The sequence below is a fragment of the Streptomyces sp. NPDC041814 genome (genome assembly GCF_055590565.1).
Map to the genome: position 1 here is coordinate 565,103 of NZ_JBVJAM010000003.1, position 21,586 is coordinate 586,688.

Sequence of the window (21,586 nt, forward strand, 5' to 3'; positions counted from 1 at the left end):
AACAAGACAAGTGCTCATCTTTTTGGGTGACTTCAGAGAGGTTGAACGATGACGGATCAGGGAACGGCCGAGGGCTACCGCGTCGAGCACGACTCGATGGGCGAGGTCAGGGTCCCCGCCGCCGCGAAATGGCGCGCCCAGACCCAGCGGGCCGTGGAGAACTTCCCGGTCTCCGGCCAGCGCCTGGAGCGGGCCCACATCGAGGCCCTGGCCCGTATCAAGGCCGCCGCCGCCAAGGTCAACGCCGAGCTGAAGGTCCTCGCCCCGGACATCGCGGAGGCCATCCAGGAGGCGGCCGCCGAGGTGGCGGAGGGCCGCTGGGACGCGGAGTTCCCGGTCGACGTCTTCCAGACCGGCTCGGGCACCTCCTCGAACATGAACACCAACGAGGTCCTGGCCACCCTCGCCGGCGAGCGCCTGGGCCGCGCGGTGCACCCCAACGACCACGTCAACGCCTCGCAGTCCTCCAACGACGTGTTCCCCTCCTCGATCCACATCGCCGCCACCGCCGCGGTCACCGGCGGCCTGATCCCCGCCCTGGACCACCTGGCCGCCGCCCTGGAGCGCAAGGCGGAGGAGTTCGCGACGGTCGTGAAGTCCGGGCGCACCCACCTCATGGACGCCACGCCCGTCACCCTCGGCCAGGAGTTCGGGGGGTACGCCGCCCAGATCCGCCACGGTGTCGAGCGGCTGCGCGCCTCGCTCCCCCGCCTCGCCGAACTCCCCCTCGGCGGCACGGCCGTGGGCACCGGCATCAACACCCCGCCCGGCTTCTCCGCCGCCGTCATCGCCGAGGTGGCCCGCGCCACCGGCCTTCCGCTCACCGAGGCCCGCGACCACTTCGAGGCGCAGGGCGCGCGGGACGGCCTCGTGGAGACCTCGGGCCAGCTGCGCACCATCGGCGTCTCGCTCACCAAGATCTGCAACGACCTGCGCTGGATGGCGTCCGGGCCGCGCACCGGTCTCGCCGAGATCGCCCTGCCCGACCTCCAGCCCGGCTCCTCGATCATGCCGGGCAAGGTCAACCCGGTCATCCCCGAGGCGGTCCTGATGGTCGCCGCGCAGGTGACCGGGAACGACGCCACGGTCGCCGCCGCGGGCGCCGCCGGGAACTTCGAGCTGAACGTCATGCTCCCGGTGATCGGGAAGAACCTGCTGGAGTCCGTACGCCTGCTCACCAACGCCTCCCGGCTGCTCGCCGACCGCACGGTGGACGGCATCACCGCGAACGCCGGGCGGGCCAGGGAGTACGCCGAGTCCTCGCCGTCCGTCGTCACCCCGCTGAACAAGTACATCGGCTACGAGGAAGCGGCCAAGGTCGCCAAGAAATCGCTCGCGGAACGCCGGACGATCCGTGAGGTCGTCCTCGAATCGGGCTACGTGGAGCGCGGAGACCTGACCGAACAGCAGCTCGACGAGGCCCTGGACGTGCTGCGCATGACCCGCCCGTGACGGGCGCCGCCGTCCCGGGGCGGCGCGCTCCGTAGGATCTCTCCATGACGGGTACCGGAGAGACCGAGCGCTGGGCGCCGGGTGACCAGATTCTGTGGCGCTACCGCGGCAACGGCCCCGAACGGCCGGATTCCGCCGCTCACGCGTTCCACATCTGCCGCCCGGTCACGGTCGTCCAGGACACCGAGGACCTGCTCGCGGTGTGGGTGGCGCCCGGCACCGAGTGCGTCAAGCCGGTCCTGGCCGACGGCACCGACGTGCACGCCGAACCGCTCGCCACCCGGTACACCGCCCCGCGCACGACGGCCCGTTCGCTCTGGCTGGGCAACGGCGTCCTGAAGCTGGCAAGGCCCGGCGACCCCTGGTCCGTCTGGCTGTTCTGGGAGCGCGGCTGGCAGTTCCGCAGCTGGTACGTGAACCTGGAGGAGCCGCGCACCAGATGGGCCGGCGGCATCGACTCCGAGGACCACTTCCTGGACATCTCCGTCTACCCGGACCGCAGCTGGCTCTGGCGCGACGAGGACGAGTTCGAGCAGGCTCAGCGGGTGGGCCTGATCACGCCGGACACGGCGCGCCGGGTGCGCGAGGCGGGGCGCGCGGCGGTCGGGCTGATCCGCTCCTGGGGGGCGCCGTTCCGGGACGGCTGGGAGGACTGGCGGCCCGATCCGGCGTGGCGGGTGCCCGAACTCCCGGACGACTGGGACCGCCGGCCGGACGGTTCGGACCGTACGGCTTCCGCCATGCCGTCGTGAGACCCTTGATGCACCCCAGGGGGGCAAACGTAGGATCGTCCCGAGGAGCGTGGCCCGACCCCAACCGGCAGGCGGGGTGCAGGACCTGACCGCGAGTCATCGGCTCGTCGCGCGGACCGCGCCCTCAGGGGCCGCATCGGCGTCACGAGTCGCACGAGTTGCCCGCATCGCATGAGCCACTACGAGGGGGTGGAGAGGTGTCCGCCGGCCGCTGCCGCCCCCATGGAAACGTTGTCACCGGCATCCTGATCGGACATCGCGTTTCGGCCCCGTACGACGGGGAAGGCGATGTCAGCCGTTGTTATCGCCGCTCCTGCCGGGGCACAGTAGCGCCCCACAAGGTGATTGCCTCATACAACCGGCCCGGACGGACGGAATCCCACGCGTGACGGAGCATCCCACCTCCCACGAAGGCCGGCAGCCTCTCGCCGCCCGGCCGCAGGAACGCACCCGGCCGCGGCAGCGGGACGCCGCCGTGGCGGCCGCCGCTGCCGCCACGGCGATCCCGGCACCCGCCAAGGGCCCCGCCGGCGCGGCCCCCGATCCCCAGGCGGCGACACGGCGCGAAGGCGACCGGCTGCGCTTCGTGGGGGCCGCGACCCGGCGGATCGCCCGGGGCATCGACCTGGACGAGATCGTGCTCGGGCTGTGCCGGGCCAGCGTGCCGACGTTCTCCGACGCCATACTCGTCTACCTCCGCGACCCACTGCCCGTCGGCGACGAGCGGCCGGTCAACCCGTTCGTGCTGCGGCTGCGCCGTTCGGACCGGCTGCGGCTGACCGACGAGGAGACCGAGAGCCTGTCGGAGACGGAGCGGCTGCGGCTGCCCGCCCTCGACCCGCAGGCCGACCTGATGCCCGCCGCCGAGCTGTGCGAGGTCCGTCCCGGGAGCGCTCTCGCCGAGGTGCTGCGCGGGGTGCGGCCGGTCTTCGGTGACTCCGCGGCGGCCCGCGTCGCGCTGCCCGAACTGCTGGGCGCCGACCGCTCGGTCCCGTCCGGCCACCGGGTGATCCTGGCCCCGCTGCGCGGCCGGCGGCGGGTGATCGGGGCGGCGGTCTTCCTGCGCGGTGCCGAGCGCCCGGCCTTCGAGGCCAACGACCTCCTGGTCGCCGCCCAGCTGGCCACGCACACCGCCCTCGGCATCGACAAGGCCGTGCTCTACGGGCGCGAGGCGTACATCGCCGACGAGCTCCAGCGCACCATGCTGCCCGACTCGCTCCCCCAGCCGACCGGCGTGAAACTCGCCTCGCGCTACCTCCCGGCCGCCGAGACGGCCCGGGTCGGCGGCGACTGGTACGACGCGATCCCGCTGCCCGGCAGCCGGGTCGCCCTGGTCGTCGGGGACGTCATGGGCCACTCCATGACGTCCGCCGCGATCATGGGCCAGCTCCGGACCACCGCGCAGACCCTGGCCGGGCTCGACCTGCCCCCGCAGGAGGTCCTGCACCATCTGGACGAGCAGGCGCAGCGCCTCGGCAGCGACCGCATGGCGACCTGCCTGTACGCGGTCTACGACCCCGTCGCGCACCGCATCACCGTCGCCAACGCGGGCCACCCGCCGCCCGTCCTGCTCCACCTGGGCGGGCGCGCCGAGGTCCTGCGGGTGCCCCCGGGGGCGCCGATCGGCGTGGGCGGAGTGGACTTCGAGGCCGTCGAACTGGACGCACCGGCCGGCGCGACCCTGCTGTTGTACACCGACGGCCTTGTCGAGTCGCGGCTGAGGGACGTGTGGACGGGCATCGAGATGCTGCGGGAACGGCTCGCCGCGACCGCCCGGCTGACCGGCCCGGACCACTCGCCGCCGCTGGAGGCCCTGTGCGACGACGTGCTGGACATGCTGGGCCCCGGTGACCGCGACGACGACATCGCGCTGCTGGCCGCCCGCTTCGACGGGATCGCGCCGAGCGACGTCGCCTACTGGTTCCTGGACCCGGACGACTCCGCCCCCGGCCGGGCCCGCAGGCTGGCGCGCAGGGCGCTCGGCCGGTGGGGCCTGGACGAGCTGTCGGACTCGGTGGAGCTCCTGATCAGCGAGGTGGTCACCAACGCCGTGCGGTACGCGGAGCGCCCGGTCACCCTGCGGCTGCTGCGCACCGAGACACTGCGGTGCGAGGTCGGCGACGACTCCCCGCAGCTGCCCCGGCAGCGCCGCGCCAAGGACATGGACGAGAACGGGCGCGGCCTGTTCCTGGTCAACCGCCTGGCCCGCCGCTGGGGCGCGACGCGCCTGTCGACGGGCAAGGTGGTCTGGTTCGAGATGCCGACCGGGCAGCGGTGACCCGCCGGTTCAGCAGGTGGCCACGGGGACGGCGGTCACGGGAGCGGCGTCCGCCCCGCGGCCGCGGGTGAAGGCGTAGCACTGCTGTACGGGTGCGCCGCCGCCGACACTCTCCCGGACGAGCACCGTGACGACGTCCGCGTCGCCGGACCTCCTCACCTGCTTCACGGAGTACGGGCGCTGCCGGTGCGCCGGGTCGAGGACCCGGGTCGCCTCCGCCGGGGTCACCCGGTCGGCCATGGCCGCCAGGCGCTTCCGCGCGAGCTTCACGTCGAAGTCGATCACCCGGCCGCTCCGGCACGCGCTGTCGTCCCGCTCGGCCCGCTTCGCCGTCCACGTCGTGGCGGCCGCCTTCCGTGTGAACGTCAGGGTGAAGCAGCGCTCCGTCCGGACGGACCCGCCGGCGAGCACGACCCCCTTCTCGTCGTGGTCCGACGACCACGCGGCGGTGGCGGCGTAGGTCCCGTGCTCCGGGTCGTACGCGATGACCGGGGCGTGCGTGTGCTGCCCGATGACGCCTACCAGCGCGTCGGGGTTGGTGGACCGCGTGGCCGACAGCGCACGGACCGTATCGTCCGAGGAACGCCGGGCCTGCGCGAGCACGGAGGCCGCGGCCGCCTCCTGCCGCCTCTCGTTCACACGGCCCGCGTGCCAGGCCGCGTACCAGAAGTACGCGAGCAACGCGGCCGGAACCATCAGCAGAAGCAGACAGCCGGTGGTGACGCGACGGCCGGGCCGCCGCGTCACCACCGGGCTACTGGGAATCGGGGCCATCAGCTCCCCGTGTACTTGGCGTCGGCCAGGGCCTGATCCATGACCTGGGCGTACTTCGCCGTTCCCGAGCCGTTCGGGTGGAAGGACTCAAGGCTCGCGCAGATGTCGTCCCCGGGCCAGGGAAGGCACGGGGTCGGAGTCGCGTCGTCCCCGCTGTGGAAGTCGCCGTCACCGTTCGGTCCGGCGACGATGTCGTGGATGTACGGGTCGCCGTCGCACACCCCATGGCCGTGGAAGGCCGGGATGGCGTCGGCGAACGTGACCTTGTGACCACTCGCGGCCAGGCGATCGACCATGGCCTTCTGCTCGTCGCGCATGTAGTCGGCCAGGTTGTTCAGCACGTCGAAGTTCCCCGTGGTGCAGGGATCGTCGGCGACGATGTGCGGGTAACCCATGAGCACGACCCGGGCGTTGTACGCCTGCCCCGTGATCTCGGTGATGAGTGCCTCGGTGTCCTGAACCGCGGTGTGCGCCTTGCCGGTGAAGTCGTCCTCGTCGCAGATGCCCACGATGTAGCAGTCGGTGACCGCGTTGGTGAAGTTGTCCCCGTCGTTGCCGCCGATGGTCAGCATGACCAGGCTCGTGTCCTTGTTGAGGACGCCCGAGTCGATCTGCGTCACCTCGTGGTAGTTGCCCATCGCACCCCAGGAGTTGGGGTCCCCGGACGTCAGCTGCCACGTCTTCGCACCGGAGCACGAGACGTTCTGGAAGTCCAGCGACGCGTCACCGCCGTCGGCGAGCTCGCCGATCGGTTTGCTGGTGAAGGGCAGGACGACCTTGCGGGCCCAGGAGTTCGCGCTGCGACGGCAGGCGTTCCACTGGGAGGTGCCGTGGTCCCGGTCGGACTCGGGCGAGTAGCTGCCGGCTCCCTCACCGGAGGAGTACGAGTCGCCCATGGCCACGACCATGTGCTTCGGCTTGGCCGAGAGCTTCTGGAAGGCGACCGAGGTGAACGCGATGTCGTCGTCGGCCGTACCGTCCGCCGTGGTGTTCGACAGTTCCACCTGGGGTGTCCCGGTGAAGTGGTAGGTACCGAGTTCGAACCAGGTGTTCGTGCCGTAGTGGGTGTTCACATAGCGGTCCCGGTCCCCGTCGTCGGTGCCCTTGACGACGTAGTGGGCCTGCTGGGTGTGGGCACCCGTGTCGGGCAGGTGTACGAACACGCGCGCCCAGCCGGCGCTCTGCCCCAGGGTCCAGGTGCCGGTGATCGTCATGGGCCCGGAGTCGCCGAGGTGCGCCTGGTTGCGGGTGTGGGTGTACCAGAAGTGGCCGTCGTAACCACCACCGACCTGATGGAGGTCGGCCTTCGCCTCGTAATGGCTGTCGGAGTCCGCCTGGAAACCGAACGCGAAACTGCCCTGGGACGAGATCGTCCCGCAATCGTTCCACGACGGAGTGCCGTCCGGTACGGAGGCGACCACGAGGGAGCCGGTCGGCGCGCCGTCACATACGGGGGTGCCGTGCTTGAGCCGGTAGCCGCGCCCCGGTTCCGAGCGCAGCGTCTCGTACTTGATGTGCTCGTGGCCGCAGTTGGTCGCGCAGTCGTCCTTCCAGGTCGCGTTCTCCTTGTGCCACCAGTACTGCGCGTAGCACGCCTCGGTGTCGCAGTCCGGCGGGCTGAGGGAGTCGCAGTTGTTGAACGCGTTGCAGAAGACGCTCAGGTCCGGGGAGACCCTGCTGCGCTCCGCGTTGCTGACCCACCAGGCGGGGTAGAAGCCGGCGGAGCTGAATCCGGATTCGCCCTGCCAGTCCTGCCGTCCGTCCGTGCTGTAGGAGTAGCCCGTGTCGATGGACCAGGCGGACCAGCCCATCACCTTCTCCTCGTACGGCCAGTCCTGCGGGTGTGCCGCGTCGTGGTTCGCGTCGGGGTCCACGCTGGTGTCCATGAAGGGATGGCCCCAGCTCTTCTTGTAGATCGGGTTGGCCGGGTTGTTGTACCAGCCGAGTCCCCAGGGGCCGCTGGAATGCGGGGTGGGCGGGTTGAAGCCGAGGTTGTAGTTCCAGACGGCGGTGAACCAGTTCTCCACCTTCGAGGGGTCGTCGTCATTGACGGTGACCTCCTGCCCGGCCGTGTGGACCTCGTTCCACTTGTCGGCGAGGATCTGCACGGCCGCGGCGACGTTTACGGCATAGTCGAGGGCGACGGCCTTCTGCTTCTCCGGCGACAGGCTGGTCTCACCGGTCTTCTCGTGGCCGGCCAGGCGCATGCCGTCGGTGATCTGCCCGACTCCGTAGCCGCAGTCGGACTCGTCCCAGTGGACCTTCCAGTAGTCATCCGTCGTGCCTGACGCGTCATGCCCGTAGTAGCCGTCGACGGCCGCGAGCGGGTTGCCCATCTGGCCGGGGACGACGCCGGACTCGGCCTGCCACAGGTTCGACTCCTGGGCCAGGATGCCGAGCATCACGTTGGCGGGGATGCGGGCGGTCTCGGAATCGCCCAGCTTCGGCTTGGGGAAGAGACCCTGGGGGTCCACGACGCCGAGACCGTACTGGTTGCGCCAGCCCCCGGTGGTCAGCCACTGCGAGCGCAGCTGGCCGCGCACCGCCATGTCCACGGCCCACTCGACCTGGTTCGGCGTCGGCTGCAGGGCCTGGGCGTTCACATCGTTCCGGGAGATCGAACACCAGCGGTCGGGGTCCGTCGGCGTGCTGGACACGGCCGCGGCCGTCGCGCTGAGCGCGGAGGGCGCGGTCTTCGCCGTGGCCCTGGTCCGGTCGGCCAGAGCCGGCGAGAGGACGGCCGGAGACTTGGGGTCGGCAGCAGCGGGAAGGACGCTCTGTGTGAGCTTCTTCCCGGTGGTGACGGCCGTCGAGGTGACGGTCACCGGCTCGGCCGACTCCTCCTCGGCCGGAGGCTGCGGGTCGGGCTCGGCCTTGGTGAATCCGCGGCCCGTGTTCTTGATCCGTTCCAGACCCGCCTGCACCCCCGGAGTGAGCACCGGGTCGACGGCGAGTCGGCCCAGGCCGGACACCGTCGTGTCGGCGGGCGCGTCGAGCACGGTGACACCGCTCCCCTGGACACGCGGCTCGCCGGAGGGGCGGCCGGTGAGGAACACGCGTCCGGCGTCGCCCGGCAGGAGTTCGAGTTCACCGACCTTCCCCTTGGCCAGGAGGTCCGGCTTCCCCCGGCCGGTGAACACCTTGGCCTGGGATACGGAGGTGCCCTTGCGGTCCACGAACGCGATCCGGCCGTCCTTGGCGGGACGGATGTCGAACGGGACGCTGTCCGCGGTGGCCAGCTTGGTCACCTTGCCCGCGTGGTCCACGCGGACCACTCCGTGCCCGTGCCCGGCGAGCATGCCGCCCTCGGCCGGCACCGCGCTGGTGAACTGCCCGTCGAGCGTGGCCTCATCGCGCGTCCTGCCGGCCGTGTTCACGGTGATCAGGCGCGTCTTCATGGTGCGCACGTCGTTCATCCCGCGGTACGCGGTGAACGCGGCCGTCCCCTGCTCGGCGTTGCACGTGGGGTCGAAGTAGGCCAGTGACGCCGTGAACGGCAGCTTCGTCACGCGGCCGGTGTCCAGATCCACGATCGCGGTGAAGGCGCCGCCCTGCATCAGGTCCGGCTTGTTCGTGAAGGCCCTGGGCGCGTAGGCGACCGCGGCATGGGAGCGGTCCATGACACAGGTGTTGCCGATCCACGAGTCCGCGGGCATGCCGGGCTCGGAGAGCCTGGCCGCCGTCTTCCACGTGTAGGCGTTCGCGCTGTCGGCGACCAGGATGTGGAGGCCGTCGGTGTCGGCCGCCGCGACCACGGCCCGGTCCTTGGAGCTCTTCCAGCCCTTCCCGAGCTGCCGGTCCGGGTCGGTGACCCGGACCGGAGGGGCGGGCGCGGTACTGCTCGTAGCCGGAGCGGTCTTCGGTACGGGGGCCGCCGCGACGGCGGGCGCGGCCTGGACCAGACCGCCGGTCAGTACGGCGCTGACCGCCAGCACCACGGGTATGGGGAACGGTCCGACGGATCTTCCGGCTCTCAAGAATGCTCCCTGGTCTGCGTCGACGCCTGTCCATGACGGCAGTTCGTGACGACGTTAGGTGACGCATACAAGGAACAGCCAGGAAAAGGGAGTTACGTGTCGTAGATACGCCAAGGCCGATGAGGGCAAACCCTGACTTCACCGGCATGCCCGGTGTGGTCGGGGCTGTCTCCTCATCGGCCTCGGCGCGTGGATCAGCCGGTCACCGCTCGTCGGTTTTGTCCGGCCGCCTGTCCCCCGAGAGGTCCGGGAGGCCCACGGAGGACGAGGGGTCCGGGCCCGGTTCGGTCGACGGGTCGGGCGGCGGTTCGCTCGTCGGGCCGCCCGAGGGCGAGGCGGGCGGGGAGCTCTCCGGCGACTCGCTGGCCGGCGGCGGCTCGGAAGAGGGCGACGTGGACGGCGAGTGGGAGGGCGTGGGGTCGTCCGAGGGCGAGGTGCTGGGGCTAGGCGAGTGGGACGCGGGCGGCGGGCTGACCCCGGCGCCCATGTCGGTGTCGAGGTCGAACTCGCGGGCCTTGCCGACGGAGTGGCCCATGTAGTCGGCCCAGATCTCGGCGGGGAAGCCGCCACCGTTGACGCGTCCGCCGCCACCGGCGCCCTGGAGGGTCACCTGCGCGTTCTTCTTGATCTTCTTGCCGTCGTCGTCGGTGCGGTCGAAGGCGGCCTCGCCGAACAGCCCGACCGAGGTGACCAGGTTGGAGGTGTAGCCGGTGAACCAGGCCGACTTGTTGTCGTCGGAGGTACCGGTCTTGCCGGCGATGTCCTTGTCGGAGAGCCCCTCCGCGTTGCGGACCGACTTGCGGGCCGTACCGTCGTCGACGACGCCGGTCAGCACGGACGTCACGGAGTCCGCCGCCTGGCGGGAGATCACCTGGTCGCCGATGGCGTCGGGCAGGTCGAGCGGGGCGTCGCCCTGGTGCACGGCCGTCTTCACGATCTGCGGGGTGACCTGCTTGCCGTGGTTGTCGAGCGTGGCGTAGACCCCGGCCATCTCCAGCGGGCTCGCGCCCATGGAGCCGAGAGTCATCGCGGGTGCGGCCTCCAGCCCCTTCACGTCCATGCCGAGCTTGCCCGCGGTCGCCAGCACCTTGTCCATGCCGACGTCCACGCCCATCTGCGCGAAGACGGAGTTGACGGACGAGTTCATCGCGGACTGGACGGTGATCTTCCCGTAGTCCTGGTCGTCCTCGTTCTCCGGCGCGAAGTACCGGTCGCCGCCGACGACCGGGCGCTTGCTGGTGCCGTCGTAGCGGGTGTTCGCGGTGATCTTCTCGTCGTCCTGCGTCTTCGACTCGTTGTCGAGGGCGGAGGCGAGGATGACCGGCTTGAAGGTGGAAGCGGGCTGGTAGTCCCTGCGCCCGGCGTTCGAGATCCAGTGCTCGCTCTGGCCGCGTCCGCCGTACAGCGCGACCACCGCGCCGGTCTTCGGGTCGACCGAGGCGGCACCCGCCTGGATGTCCTGGTCGAGCTTGCGCTTCTTGGTGTCCAGCTTGTCGAGCAGCTTGGCCTCGACCGACTTCTCCAGCTGCGCCTGCTTCTTCTGGTCGATGTTGACGGTGATCGTCCAGCCGCCGCGGTCGAACTGGTCCTCGGTGATGCCCGCCTGCTTGATCACGGCCTCGCGGGCCGCCTGGACGATGTAGCCCTTCTGGCCGGCCGTGCCGTTGAGCGGCTTGGGTTCGTGCGGCACCGGGAACGTCTGCTTCTGGCGCTTGCCGGAGTCGAGCCAGCCCTCCTCGACCATGTTGTCCAGGGTGTAGGCCCAGCGCGCCTTGACGAGCCGCTTGCCGTTCGGACCGGCGACCGCCCAGTCGTACTGGCTCGGCGCCTGGAGCAGCGCGGCGAGGTAGGCGCCCTGCGAGACGTTCAGGTCTTTGGCGTCCACGCCGTAGTACGCCTGGGCTGCGGCCTGGATGCCCCAGGCGCCGCGTCCGTAGTAGCTGGTGTTGATGTAGCCGGCGAGGATTTCCTTCTTGGTCTTCTTCTGGTCCAGCTTCAGGGAGATGACCAGCTCCTTGAGCTTCCGGCTGACCGTCTGGTCCTGGTCCAGGTAGTAGTTCTTGACGTACTGCTGCGTGATGGTCGAGCCGCCCTGCTTGCCCTTGCCGGACAGGGTGTTGAGCAGGCCGCGCGCGGTGCCCTTGAAGTCGACGCCGTGGTCCTTGTAGAAGGACTTGTTCTCGGCGGCGACGAAGGTGTCCTGGACCTCCTTGGGCACCTCGGCGAGGCTCACGATCTCGCGGTTCACCTCGCCGGTCCTGGCGAGCAGGGTGCCGTCGGCGTACTTGTAGACGTTCGCCTGCAACTCCATCTTGGGGTTGCCCTCCGGCACGGGCACCATTATGTAGAGCACGGCGAAGGCGCCCATGCCCAGCAGGATCACCCCGAGGGCGGTGCCCAGTAGTTTGCGCCAGGTGAAGAGCCTGCGTATGCCGCCGCTCTTCGCAGCCCGCCGCTGGGCTCGTCGCGCTTCCGCTCGACCCATCGCTTGGTCGCTCCCGTTTCTCTGCTCTGCTCTGCCGATTCAGCCCGGACCTGCCAGCTAACACCGTTGGCAAGGCCGAAAAGCCGACGATCCGAGATTTTACGGACGTGAGAATCAGCACCCGTCCCCGATGGAACCGACTCCTGAGGGGTGCGCAAGGTTGCGAGAACCGTTAATGTGTAATCACATTGCTAGCGACTGGCTAGCTGACCACGACGGGGGCCACCATGACCGATCCGCACGACCCCACCACCGCCGCCACGCCGTCCGCCGGGCTCGCCCCGGACGCGCCCGACATGCCGGAACCGCAGGTCCGGGAGACGAGGGCCCACAGCATCGCCGGCGGCCTCGGCCTGCTGCTGACCGTGATCGGCGTGATCGCCGGCATCGCGCTCGCCATCGTCGGGGGCGTCATCGGCTCGAACGGGAACAACGCCGTGGGCATCCCGCTCTGCGTCCTGGGCGTCCTGCTCGCCATCGCCTCGTTCTTCTGCATGGGCGGTGTGAAGATGGTCGCACCGGGCGAGGCCCGGGTGATCCAGCTGTTCGGCCGGTACGTGGGCACCATCCGCACCGACGGACTGCGCTGGGTCAACCCGCTGACCTCCAGCCGCAAGATCTCCACCCGGGTCCGCAACCACGAGACCGCCGTCCTCAAGGTCAACGACGCCTACGGCAACCCGATCGAACTCGCCGCGATCGTCGTGTGGAAGGTCGAGGACACCGCCCAGGCACTCTTCGAGGTGGACGACTTCCTGGAGTTCGTGGCCACCCAGACCGAGTCCGCCGTCCGGCACATCGCCCTTGAGTACCCGTACGACGCCCACGAGGAGGGCGGCCTGTCGCTGCGGGGCAACGCCGAGGAGATCACCGAGAAGCTGGCTGTCGAGCTGACCGCCCGGGTGCAGGCGGCGGGCGTTCGGATCATCGAGTCGCGCTTCAGCCACCTCGCGTACGCCCCCGAGATCGCCTCCGCGATGCTCCAGCGCCAGCAGGCCGGCGCGGTCGTCGCGGCCCGCCAGCAGATCGTCGAGGGCGCGGTCGGCATGGTCGAGATGGCGCTGACCCGGATCGCCGAGCAGGACATCGTGGAGCTCGACTCGGAGCGGAAGGCGTCCATGGTGAGCAATCTGATGGTGGTCCTGTGCGGTGACCGCGCCGCCCAGCCGGTCCTCAATACGGGCACGCTGTACCAGTGACCGAGGAGAGCCCGGGGGAAGCACCCCGCGCCCGGCCGCGGCAGCGCAAGCAGATGCTGCTGCGGCTGGACCCCGCCGTGTACGACGCGCTGGCCCGCTGGGCGTCGGACGAGCTGCGCAGCGCGAACGCGCAGATCGAGTTCCTGCTGCGCCGGGCACTCGCCGAGACGGGACGGCTGCCGGGCGGCGCGGCACCCATCCCCCGCCGGGGGCGCCCGCCGAAGGCCCCCGAGGAGCCACCGGGCGAGGAGTGACACGTCAGAGGCCCGTCCCGCGAGGGGCGGGCCTCTGACGTGCGCCTTTCGGGTGTACCCCCCGGGTATACACGGCAGGTATACACACCATGTAGAGTGCTCCGCATGTCTATCGGCCACACCCTGCTCGGGCTCCTGGAGTCCGGCCCACGCCATGGTTACGACCTCAAGCGGACGTTCGACGAGAAGTTCGGGCACGACCGCCCCCTGCACTACGGGCAGGTCTACTCGACCATGTCCCGGCTGCTGAAGAACGGCCTTGTCGAGGTCGACGGCGTGGAGAGCGGGGGTGGCCCCGAGCGCAAGCGGTACGCGATCACGGACGCCGGCATCACCGATGTCGCCACCTGGCTCGCGCAGCCCGAGAAGCCGGAGCCGTACCTCCAGTCGACCCTGTACACCAAGGTCGTCCTGGCCATGCTCACCGGCCGCGACGCGGCCGACGTGCTGGACGCCCAGCGCTCCGAGCACCTGCGCCTGATGCGCATCCTCACCGACCGCAAGCGCCGGGGCGACCTCGCCGACCAGCTGATCTGCGACCACGCCCTGTTCCATCTCGAAGCCGATCTGCGCTGGCTGGAACTGACCGCCGCCCGCCTCGGCCAGCTCCAGAAAGTGGTGGCCCCGTGACCCCCGCCGGCTCCCTGCTCTCCGCGCACGACCTGCACAAGACCTACGGCTCGACCCCCGCCCTCGACGGCGCGTCGTTCTCCGTCCACCCCGGCGAGGTCGTCGCCGTGATGGGCCCCTCCGGCTCCGGCAAGTCCACGCTGCTGCACTGCCTCGCCGGAATCATCACCCCGGACTCCGGCACCATCACCTACGACGGCCGCGAGCTGTCCGCCATGTCCGACGCGGAGCGCAGCGCCCTGCGCCGCAGCGACTTCGGGTTCGTCTTCCAGTTCGGCCAGCTCGTGCCCGAGCTCACCTGCGTGGAGAACGTCGCCCTGCCGCTCCGCCTGGGCGGCACCCGCCGCAAGGACGCCGAGCGCACCGCCCGCTCCTGGATGGAGCGCCTGGAGGTCGAGGACATCGGCGCCAAGCGCCCCGGCGAGGTCTCCGGCGGCCAGGGCCAGCGCGTCGCCGTGGCCCGCGCGCTCGCCGCGTCCCCGAAGGTGATCTTCGCGGACGAGCCGACCGGCGCGCTGGACTCCCTCAACGGCGAGCGCGTCATGCAGCTGCTCACCGACGCCGCCCGCTCCTCCAACGTCGCGGTGGTCCTGGTGACCCATGAGGCCCGCGTCGCCGCCTACTCCGACCGCGACGTCACCGTGCGCGACGGCCGGGCCCTCGACCTGGAGCACGCCGTATGACGCTCCTGGACGAGAAGCGGACCCCGGCCCCCGCCCCCGCGCCGCCGGCCCGCGCATCCCGCACCGCCCCCTGGCTGCGCGACCTCGCCCTCGGCGTCCGGTTCGCCGCCGCCGGCGGGCGCGAGGGCTGGACCCGCACGCTGCTCACCGCGATCGGCGTCGGCCTCGGCGTCACGCTGCTCTTCCTCGCCGCCTCCGTGCCGCACGCGCTCGACGCGCGCAACGACCGCGACACGGCCCGCAGCGAGACGAAGATCTCCGAGAACCCCGACGCGCAGGGCAAGAAGTCCGACACCTCCGTCCTGCGGATCGGGGCGGACAGCGAATACCACGACCGCAGCATCAGCGGCTATCTGATGCGCGCGGAGGGCAGCCACCCGGTGCTCCCGCCGGGCATCGACGCCATACCCGCCGCCGGCGAGATGGTCGTCTCCCCCGCCCTGAAGGACCTGCTGGACGACCCGGACAACGCTCTGCTCAAGGAGCGGTACCCGTACAGGATCACCGGCACCATCGCGGACGACGGCCTGCGGTCGCCCAACGAGCTGTGGTTCTACGCCGGCAGCGACACCCTGACCACGGCCTCGGGCGGCCACCGCGTCACCGGATACGGCGACCCCGAGCCGACCCCGCCGCTCGCCCCGCTGCTCGTCGTGCTGGTGATCATGGGCTGCGTGGTGCTGCTCGCACCCGTCGCCATCTTCATCGCCACCGCCGTGCGCTTCGGCGGCGACCGCCGCGACCGCCGGCTGGCCGCGCTGCGCCTGGTCGGTACGGACATCAGGTCGACCCGGCGGATCGCGGCGGGCGAGGCCCTGTTCGGCTCCGTGCTCGGTGTGCTCATCGGCCTCGTCCTCTTCCTCGTGGGGCGTCAGTTCGTGAGCCACATCGAGGTCTGGGACGTCAGCGCCTTCCCCGCGGACCTCGCCCCCGACCGGCGGCTGTGCCTGCTCATCGCGCTCGCCGTCCCGCTGACCGCCGTGCTGGTCACGCTGTCCGCGATGCGCTCCGTGGTCATCGAACCGCTCGGGGTCGTACGCAACAGCCGGGCCCGCAAGCGCCGTCTGTGGTGGCGGCTGCTGCTCCCGCTCGCCGGGCTCGGCGTCCTCGCACTCAACGGCCAGTCCGGCGAGTACGAGGTCGTCAACCCGTACGCCATCGCCACCGGCGCGATCCTGGTCCTCGTCGGACTCGCCCTGCTGCTGCCGTGGCTGGTCGAGGCGTGCGTGAACCGGCTGCGCGGCGGCCCGGTGCCCTGGCAGCTCGCCACCCGCAGGCTCCAGCTGAGCAGCGGGACCGCCTCCCGCGCGGTCAGCGGCGTCACCGTGGCGGTGGCCGGCGCGGTGGCCGTGCAGATGCTGTTCGCCTCGATGAACGCCGACTTCAACAAGGTCACCGGGCAGGACCCCAGCCGCGCCCAGTTCTACGCCGTGTCGCAGCAGGTCGGCGGCAACGCGGCCGTGGAGACCATCAAGGAGTTCCGCGCCACCAAGGGCGTCACCCAGGTCATCGGCATGGTCGAGGCGTACGTCAGCAAGCCCGGCACGTACGGCGAGGACGACATCCAGCCCACCACCTCGCTGAACGTCGGCGATTGCGCCACCCTGCGCGAGGTCGCCCGTATCGACTCCTGCCAGGACGGCGACTCCTTCGTCGTGCACCCCAGGAACGACAAGGAGATGGCCGGCTGGATGGACAAGACCGCCCGCAAGGGCAAGGAGGTCGAGTTCGAGTCGGGGAGCGGCAGGAAGCTGCGCTGGACGCTGCCCGCCGACGCGAAGACCGTCGTCAGCCGCAAGGACCCGATCGGTGAGGACCGCTGGGGGATCATGGTGACCCCCGGGGCGATCGACGCGACCACCCTGCCGGGTGCGATCACCGCCTCGCAGATCCGCATCGACGAGAGCGTCCCGGACGCCGCCGAGTACGTACGCAACACCGCGGCCCGCATCGACCCCGGCATGCGCCTGGTCACCCTCACGTCCGTCTCACGCGACCGCCAGTACGCCAGCGTCCAGACCGGCCTCCAGGTCGGCGCCACGGTCACGCTGCTGCTGATCGCCGCCTCCATGCTGGTCTCCCAGCTGGAACAGCTGCGCGAGCGCAAGCGGCTGCTCTCGGTGCTGGTCGCCTTCGGCACCCGGCGGACCACCCTCGCCTGGTCGGTGCTCTGGCAGACCGCGCTCCCGGTGGTCATCGGGCTCGCGGTGGCGGTGGCCGGCGGCCTCTCGCTGGGCGCGGCGCTGTGCTGGATGGTCGGCAAGGAGGTCGATGACTGGCTGGTGTTCCTGCCTCTCGCGGGAGCGGGCGGGGCGCTCATCCTGCTGGTCACGCTGCTGTCCCTGCCGCCGCTGTGGCGCATGATGCGCCCGGACGGGCTGCGCAGCGAGTGACCCCGCGGAGGGCGGCCGGACGACGCGATCTACGTCCGGCCGCCCTCCGTCACGCGTACCGGCAGCGCCCGCATCGCCTCGCGCAGCGCCCCCGCCAGCTCCTCGAACTCCTCCTGCCGCGCCGCCCCGGTCCGCATCGCCAGCGCCACCCGCCGCGTCGGGGCCGGGTCCGCGAAGCACCCCGTGGTCAGCGCCTCGTTGCGGGCCGTCTCGACGGTGACCGCGGTGCGCGGCAGCAGCGTCACGCCGAGGCCCCCGGCCACCAGCTGCACCAGCGTCGAGAGCCCGGCCGCGGTCGTGGTGACCGGCGCGCCCTCCGTACGGCCGGCCTCGCGGCAGATGTCGAGGGCCTGGTCGCGCAGGCAGTGCCCCTCGTCCAGGAGCAGCAACGGGAGCTTCCGGAGGGCGTCGCGGGGGATGTCGGCGCGCCCGCCGAGCGGGTGGCCGCGGTCCATGACGAGCACGAAGTCCTCGTCGAAGAGTGGGAGCTCGCTGACCCCGGGGACTCCGAGGGGCACGGCGAGCAGCAGCAGGTCGAGCCGTCCGGCGCCGAGCCCCTCGATCAGCGAGGAGGTCTGCTCCTCGTGCACCTGGAGGTCGAGGGCCGGGTAGCGCTCGTGGACCAGCCGCAGCACGGCCGGCAGCAGATACGGGGCGACGGTGGGGATCACGCCGAGCCTGAGCACCCCGGTGAAGGGGGCGCGGACCGCCTCGGCCTCCTCCATCAGCTCGCCGACGGCGTCGAGCACGACCCGCGCCCGCACCGCGAGCCGTTCCCCGGCGGGCGAGAGCAGCACCTTGCGCGTCGTACGCTCGATGAGCTGGACACCCAGTGCCTCCTCCAGCGCGGACACGGCCCCGGAGAGCGCGGGCTGACTCATCCCGATTGCGGCCGCGGCGTCCCGGAAGTGCAGATATTCGGCGACGGCGACGAAGGCTCGCAACTGCGAGAGGCTGGGCTGTTTGAGCCGGTTGCCCGGATTGCTCTGCACCACTGATAGGTACCTCCGATCATCACGACCGAGTGTAGCTATTTCCGCGATCAATGCACTCTGTGCCAAGGTGGAGATCGTCCAACCCCCAGGAACTCCCTCAAAAGGGGAGAACCTACGCTGCAAGGAGAGCGCGTGCTCACTGTCGGTGACAAGTTCCCCGAGTTCGACCTGACCGCCTGCGTGTCGCTGGAGAGCGGCAAGGAGTTCGAGCAGATCAACCACAAGACCTACGAGGGTCAGTGGAAGATCGTCTTCGCGTGGCCGAAGGACTTCACCTTCGTGTGCCCCACCGAGATCGCCGCCTTCGGGAAGCTGAACGACGAGTTCGCCGACCGTGACGCCCAGATCCTCGGCTTCTCCGGCGACTCCGAGTTCGTGCACCACGCCTGGCGCAAGGACCACCCGGACCTGACCGACCTGCCCTTCCCGATGATGGCCGACTCGAAGCACGAGCTCATGCGTGACCTCGGCATCGAGGGCGAGGACGGCTTCGCGCAGCGCGCCGTCTTCATCGTGGACCAGAACAACGAGATCCAGTTCACGATGGTGACCGCCGGTTCCGTGGGCCGTAACCCCAAGGAGGTCCTGCGGGTCCTCGACGCCCTGCAGACCGACGAGCTGTGCCCGTGCAACTGGACCAAGGGCGAGAACACCCTGGACCCGGTCGCGCTCCTCTCGGGCGAGTGAGCTGATACCCCCATGGCTCTCGACGAACTGAAGTCCGCCATACCGGACTTCGCCAAGGACCTGAAGCTGAACCTCGGCTCGGTCATCGGCAACAGCGAGCTGCCGCAGCAGCAGCTCTGGGGCACCGTCCTGGCCTGCGCGATCGCCTCGCGCTCGCCGAAGGTGCTGCGCGAGCTGGAGCCGGAGGCGAAGGCCAACCTCTCCGCGGAGGCGTACACCGCCGCGAAGTCGGCCGCCGCCATCATGGCGATGAACAACGTCTTCTACCGCACCCGCCACCTGCTCTCGGACCCCGAGTACGGGAACCTGCGCGCGGGCCTGCGGATGAACGTCATCGGCAAGCCGGGCGTGGAGAAGATCGACTTCGAGCTGTGGTCGCTCGCCGTCTCCGCGATCAACGGCTGCGGCCAGTGCCTCGACTCGCACGAGCAGGTGCTCCGCAAGGCCGGCGTGGACCGCGAGACCATCCAGGAAGCCGTCAAGATCGCCTCGGTGATCCAGGCGGTGGGTGTGACCCTCGACGCCGAGGCAGTGCTCGCCGAGTAGGCGCCGTACCCTGAATACGAGAAGGGCCCCGAGGACGACCGACCGTCCGAGGGGCCCTTCTTCCTGTGCGTGCGCGCTACGAGGCGTCCGGCGACGGCTCGTCCCCGCCCTTGTCCGCCTTCTCCGGCGGGCCGGCGGAGTCCGGGGCGGGCGCCGCGTCCAGCGCCGTCGACCCGTGCGGGGGCGGCGAGTGGCGGCGCGACTCCTCCTGCCCGTAACTGCGCAGATAGCCGACCACCGTGTTGGTCACCGCGACCAGCGGCACCGCCACCACCGCACCGCCGATCCCGGCGATCATGCCGCCCGCCGCGACCGAGAGCACCACGGCCAGCGGGTGCACCCGCACCGCCCGGCCCAGGATGAACGGCTGGAGGACATGGCCCTCGATCTGCTGCACGGCGAGGACGACAGCCAGCACCATCAGCGCGGTGAACACGCCCTCCGTGACGAGGGCGACGACCACCGCCAGCGCCCCGGAGACCACCGCGCCGACGAGCGGGATGAAGGCGAACAGGAAGATGAAGACGGCGAGCGGCACCGCCATCGGCACGTTGAGGAAGTAGATCCCGAGCCCGATGAAGATCGCGTCGATCAGGGCCACGATGACCGTGCCGCGCACATAGGCGGTCAGCGTCCGCCAGGCGCGCGGACCGGCCCCGGCGACCCCGGGCCTCGCCTGCGCGGGCACCAGCTTGAGCACCCACTGCCAGATGCGCGCGCCGTCGTAGAGCAGGAAGAGCGTCGAGAACATCGCGAGCAGCGCGCCCGTCATGAACTCCACGACCACGGTGACACCCTGGAGGCCCGCGGTGGTGATCGCCTCGGTGTTGGTGCCGACGGTGTCGCTGAGGTTCTTGGCGATGTCGTTGATCTGTTTGTCGGTCACATGGAACGGGCTGTCCAGGAGCCAGTTCTTGAGGTCGTCGATCCCCTTCGTCACCTTGTCCGACAGGGTGTCGATGTTGTCCATGACCTGCCACACCACGAACCAGCCGACCAGGCCCATGATGACGAAGCCGGAGATCGCGGTGACGGCCGTCGCCAGCCCCCTCGGCAGCCCGTGGCGCCGCAGCCGGGCCACGGTCGGCTGGAGCAGCGCGGTGACGAGCAGCGCGGCGACGAAGGCCAGCACGACCAGCTGCACGGCGCTGATGACGCGCATCAGCACCCACAGGGTCCCCGCCAGCACCAGCAGCCGCCAGCCCGCCTCGGCCGCGACCCGCATCCCCCACGGGATCGCAGCGACCGGATCGGGCCGCGCGGCCACGGTGGGCGCGTAGCTGGGCGGGGCGGGCACCTGGTCGACGTGCGCGGGTTCGTCCTTCCCGGTCCCCGCGGTGGCCGGACCGGACGGACCCCCGGCCAGGGGGTCGTCGGCCTCCGTCTCGGCCCGGCGTTCGTCAAGACGCTCGCTCAGCCTGCTCAGCTCAGCACCCAGTTGTCCGAGCCACCCCGGCAGTTTCGACATAACGCTTCCTCTACCCCCGTCCGCTCTCCCCACCGCTCCCCCGGGAGCGTTCCGCACGACCGTACACGCGTGAAGCCCCCCACCGAAGGACGGTGGGGGGCTTCACGAGGTTGAGCTGGTGAACCCTGGTTCTAGTACCAGTGGTTGGCCTGCCAGAAGGACCAGGCACCGCAGGGGCTCTGGTAGCGGTTGTCCATGTAGCTGAGGCCCCACTTGATCTGGGTGGCCGGGTTGGTCATCCAGTCGGCGCCGGCCGAAGCCATCTTGGAGCCGGGGAGGGCCTGTACGAGACCGTAGGCGCCCGAGCCCGGGTTGCTCGCCCGGTAGTTCCAGCTCGACTCGTGGTTCACGATGTTGCTGAAGCACTGGAACTGGTCGGCCGGCACGATCTGCCGCGCCATGGCCTGGACCTCGGCCACGGTGTACGAGCTCTGCTGGGCGAACGAGGTGGAGCGGACCTCGGAGCGGCTTGCGCGCTCCTGGGCCTCCTTCTTCTTCGCCTCGCGCTCGCGCTCCAGCTTGTCCTCGGCGGCCTGCTTCTTGGACTTCGCGTCCTTGGCGGCCTGGACGCGGGCGGTCTCTTCCGCGGACTTCTTCGCCGCGGCGTCGGCGGCGGACGCCTGGGCGTCGGCCTGCTGCGTCAGCGAAGCGGTCTGCACCTGGGCCTGCTGGCCCGCGGGGATGTCTGCGAGCAGCGTGGTGTCGGCTGCGGTCGCCTCGAAGTTGTTGTCGTCGGCAGCAGGGGTGCTGCCCGATGCAACGCCTACGACGGCGCCTACGGTGGTGACCGCGGTGGCAGATGCCACGGCGAACCCCCGGACCGAAATCCGGCTCACACGGTGTCCTTCCAGCATCGCCCGCTTAGGTGACCTCGCGGGCGCAATCGTGCCCCTGGCACTGGCCTCCCTACTGCTTGGGTCACGGGAAGGCACGGGCCCGGTGGGCGACTCCCCGGAGGGAGCGCCGCGTGGTGCTCGCGGGCGGCATACGGACGGCGGTTGTTGAGTTGTGTG

16 protein-coding genes are annotated in these 21,586 nt (G+C 70.7%); 10 read left to right on the forward strand and 6 right to left on the reverse strand.

Going from position 1 to position 21,586, the window contains the following annotated elements; all coding sequences use genetic code 11:
- The first annotated feature begins 48 nt into the window (after positions 1-48).
- The 3 genes from ACZ6C6_RS12200 (at position 49) to ACZ6C6_RS12210 (ending at position 4,482) form a co-directional block, all read left to right on the forward strand.
- Positions 49-1,452: a class II fumarate hydratase gene (locus ACZ6C6_RS12200; RefSeq protein WP_469201736.1), complete on the forward strand. Its 1,404-nt coding sequence runs from the start codon at positions 49-51 to the stop codon at positions 1,450-1,452.
- Positions 1,453-1,496: 44 nt separating this feature from the next.
- Positions 1,497-2,204, forward strand: a complete 708-nt coding sequence (fomD, locus tag ACZ6C6_RS12205; RefSeq protein ID WP_469201738.1) for a cytidylyl-2-hydroxypropylphosphonate hydrolase — start codon at positions 1,497-1,499, stop codon at positions 2,202-2,204.
- Between the two features lie 385 nt (positions 2,205-2,589).
- A complete protein-coding gene (locus tag ACZ6C6_RS12210; protein WP_469201740.1) occupies positions 2,590-4,482 on the forward strand; it encodes a SpoIIE family protein phosphatase in 1,893 nt (630 codons plus the stop codon).
- A gap of 9 nt (positions 4,483-4,491) precedes the next feature.
- Here ACZ6C6_RS12210 and ACZ6C6_RS12215 read toward each other — a convergent pair whose 3' ends face one another.
- The 3 genes from ACZ6C6_RS12215 to ACZ6C6_RS12225 all read right to left on the reverse strand — a co-directional run bounded on the left by ACZ6C6_RS12215 (position 4,492) and on the right by ACZ6C6_RS12225 (position 11,718).
- Positions 4,492-5,256, reverse strand: coding sequence for a hypothetical protein (locus ACZ6C6_RS12215; RefSeq protein WP_469201742.1), 765 nt, complete (start codon positions 5,254-5,256; stop codon positions 4,492-4,494).
- Positions 5,256-9,233: an SGNH/GDSL hydrolase family protein gene (locus ACZ6C6_RS12220; RefSeq protein WP_469201744.1), complete on the reverse strand. Its 3,978-nt coding sequence runs from the start codon at positions 9,231-9,233 to the stop codon at positions 5,256-5,258. Before ACZ6C6_RS12220 ends, ACZ6C6_RS12215 begins: the two co-directional genes overlap by 1 nt.
- Before the next feature lie 202 nt (positions 9,234-9,435).
- A complete protein-coding gene (locus ACZ6C6_RS12225; protein WP_469201745.1) occupies positions 9,436-11,718 on the reverse strand; it encodes a transglycosylase domain-containing protein in 2,283 nt (760 codons plus the stop codon).
- A 227-nt stretch (positions 11,719-11,945) separates the two neighbouring features.
- Here ACZ6C6_RS12225 and ACZ6C6_RS12230 point away from each other — a divergent pair, with 227 nt between their 5' ends.
- The 5 genes from ACZ6C6_RS12230 to ACZ6C6_RS12250 all read left to right on the forward strand — a co-directional run bounded on the left by ACZ6C6_RS12230 (position 11,946) and on the right by ACZ6C6_RS12250 (position 16,877).
- Entirely contained in the window at positions 11,946-12,917 is a 972-nt protein-coding gene (locus ACZ6C6_RS12230; protein WP_469201747.1) for an SPFH domain-containing protein, read from the forward strand.
- Entirely contained in the window at positions 12,914-13,171 is a 258-nt protein-coding gene (locus tag ACZ6C6_RS12235) for a type II toxin-antitoxin system antitoxin (RefSeq protein ID WP_469201749.1), read from the forward strand. The genes ACZ6C6_RS12230 and ACZ6C6_RS12235 overlap by 4 nt, the downstream gene beginning before the upstream one ends.
- A gap of 105 nt (positions 13,172-13,276) precedes the next feature.
- Positions 13,277-13,801, forward strand: a complete 525-nt coding sequence (locus ACZ6C6_RS12240) for a PadR family transcriptional regulator (protein ID WP_365678084.1) — start codon at positions 13,277-13,279, stop codon at positions 13,799-13,801.
- Entirely contained in the window at positions 13,798-14,484 is a 687-nt protein-coding gene (locus ACZ6C6_RS12245) for an ABC transporter ATP-binding protein (RefSeq protein WP_469201751.1), read from the forward strand. The genes ACZ6C6_RS12240 and ACZ6C6_RS12245 overlap by 4 nt, the downstream gene beginning before the upstream one ends.
- Positions 14,481-16,877, forward strand: a complete 2,397-nt coding sequence (locus tag ACZ6C6_RS12250) for an ABC transporter permease (protein ID WP_469201753.1) — start codon at positions 14,481-14,483, stop codon at positions 16,875-16,877. Before ACZ6C6_RS12245 ends, ACZ6C6_RS12250 begins: the two co-directional genes overlap by 4 nt.
- Before the next feature lie 29 nt (positions 16,878-16,906).
- On the opposite strand, the gene ACZ6C6_RS12255 is transcribed toward ACZ6C6_RS12250, so the two are convergent.
- The gene (locus tag ACZ6C6_RS12255; RefSeq protein ID WP_469201755.1) at positions 16,907-17,872 is read right to left on the reverse strand and encodes a hydrogen peroxide-inducible genes activator; all 966 of its coding nucleotides are present in this window, start codon (positions 17,870-17,872) and stop codon (positions 16,907-16,909) included.
- Between the two features lie 132 nt (positions 17,873-18,004).
- Between ACZ6C6_RS12255 and ACZ6C6_RS12260 the strand changes: the two genes are divergently transcribed.
- Positions 18,005-18,559 (forward strand): peroxiredoxin, encoded by a 555-nt coding sequence (locus ACZ6C6_RS12260; protein WP_037688641.1) that lies wholly within the window; start codon positions 18,005-18,007, stop codon positions 18,557-18,559.
- A gap of 12 nt (positions 18,560-18,571) precedes the next feature.
- A complete protein-coding gene (locus ACZ6C6_RS12265; protein WP_073964208.1) occupies positions 18,572-19,105 on the forward strand; it encodes an alkyl hydroperoxide reductase in 534 nt (177 codons plus the stop codon).
- Positions 19,106-19,181: 76 nt separating this feature from the next.
- Here the strand turns inward: ACZ6C6_RS12265 and ACZ6C6_RS12270 are convergent, their stop codons facing one another.
- Both ACZ6C6_RS12270 and ACZ6C6_RS12275 read right to left on the reverse strand, forming a co-directional pair.
- Positions 19,182-20,573: an AI-2E family transporter gene (locus ACZ6C6_RS12270; protein WP_469201758.1), complete on the reverse strand. Its 1,392-nt coding sequence runs from the start codon at positions 20,571-20,573 to the stop codon at positions 19,182-19,184.
- A gap of 131 nt (positions 20,574-20,704) precedes the next feature.
- Complete coding sequence (locus ACZ6C6_RS12275; RefSeq protein WP_469201760.1) at positions 20,705-21,409, reverse strand: aggregation-promoting factor C-terminal-like domain-containing protein; 705 nt, start codon at positions 21,407-21,409, stop codon at positions 20,705-20,707.
- Positions 21,410-21,586 lie beyond the last annotated feature (177 nt).

Bases quoted from the DNA above. Each gene is read 5' to 3' on its own strand.
- ACZ6C6_RS12225 (WP_469201745.1), bottom strand. From the start codon at position 11,718: ATGGGTCGAGCGGAAGCGCGACGAGCCCAGCGGCGGGCTGCGAAGAGC.
- fomD (WP_469201738.1), top strand. From the start codon at position 1,497: ATGACGGGTACCGGAGAGACCGAGCGCTGGGCGCCGGGTGACCAGATT.
- ACZ6C6_RS12250 (WP_469201753.1), top strand. From the start codon at position 14,481: ATGACGCTCCTGGACGAGAAGCGGACCCCGGCCCCCGCCCCCGCGCCG.
- ACZ6C6_RS12270 (WP_469201758.1), bottom strand. From the start codon at position 20,573: ATGTCGAAACTGCCGGGGTGGCTCGGACAACTGGGTGCTGAGCTGAGC.
- ACZ6C6_RS12230 (WP_469201747.1), top strand. From the start codon at position 11,946: ATGACCGATCCGCACGACCCCACCACCGCCGCCACGCCGTCCGCCGGG.
- ACZ6C6_RS12215 (WP_469201742.1), bottom strand. From the start codon at position 5,256: ATGGCCCCGATTCCCAGTAGCCCGGTGGTGACGCGGCGGCCCGGCCGT.
- ACZ6C6_RS12240 (WP_365678084.1), top strand. From the start codon at position 13,277: ATGTCTATCGGCCACACCCTGCTCGGGCTCCTGGAGTCCGGCCCACGC.
- ACZ6C6_RS12200 (WP_469201736.1), top strand. From the start codon at position 49: ATGACGGATCAGGGAACGGCCGAGGGCTACCGCGTCGAGCACGACTCG.
- ACZ6C6_RS12265 (WP_073964208.1), top strand. From the start codon at position 18,572: ATGGCTCTCGACGAACTGAAGTCCGCCATACCGGACTTCGCCAAGGAC.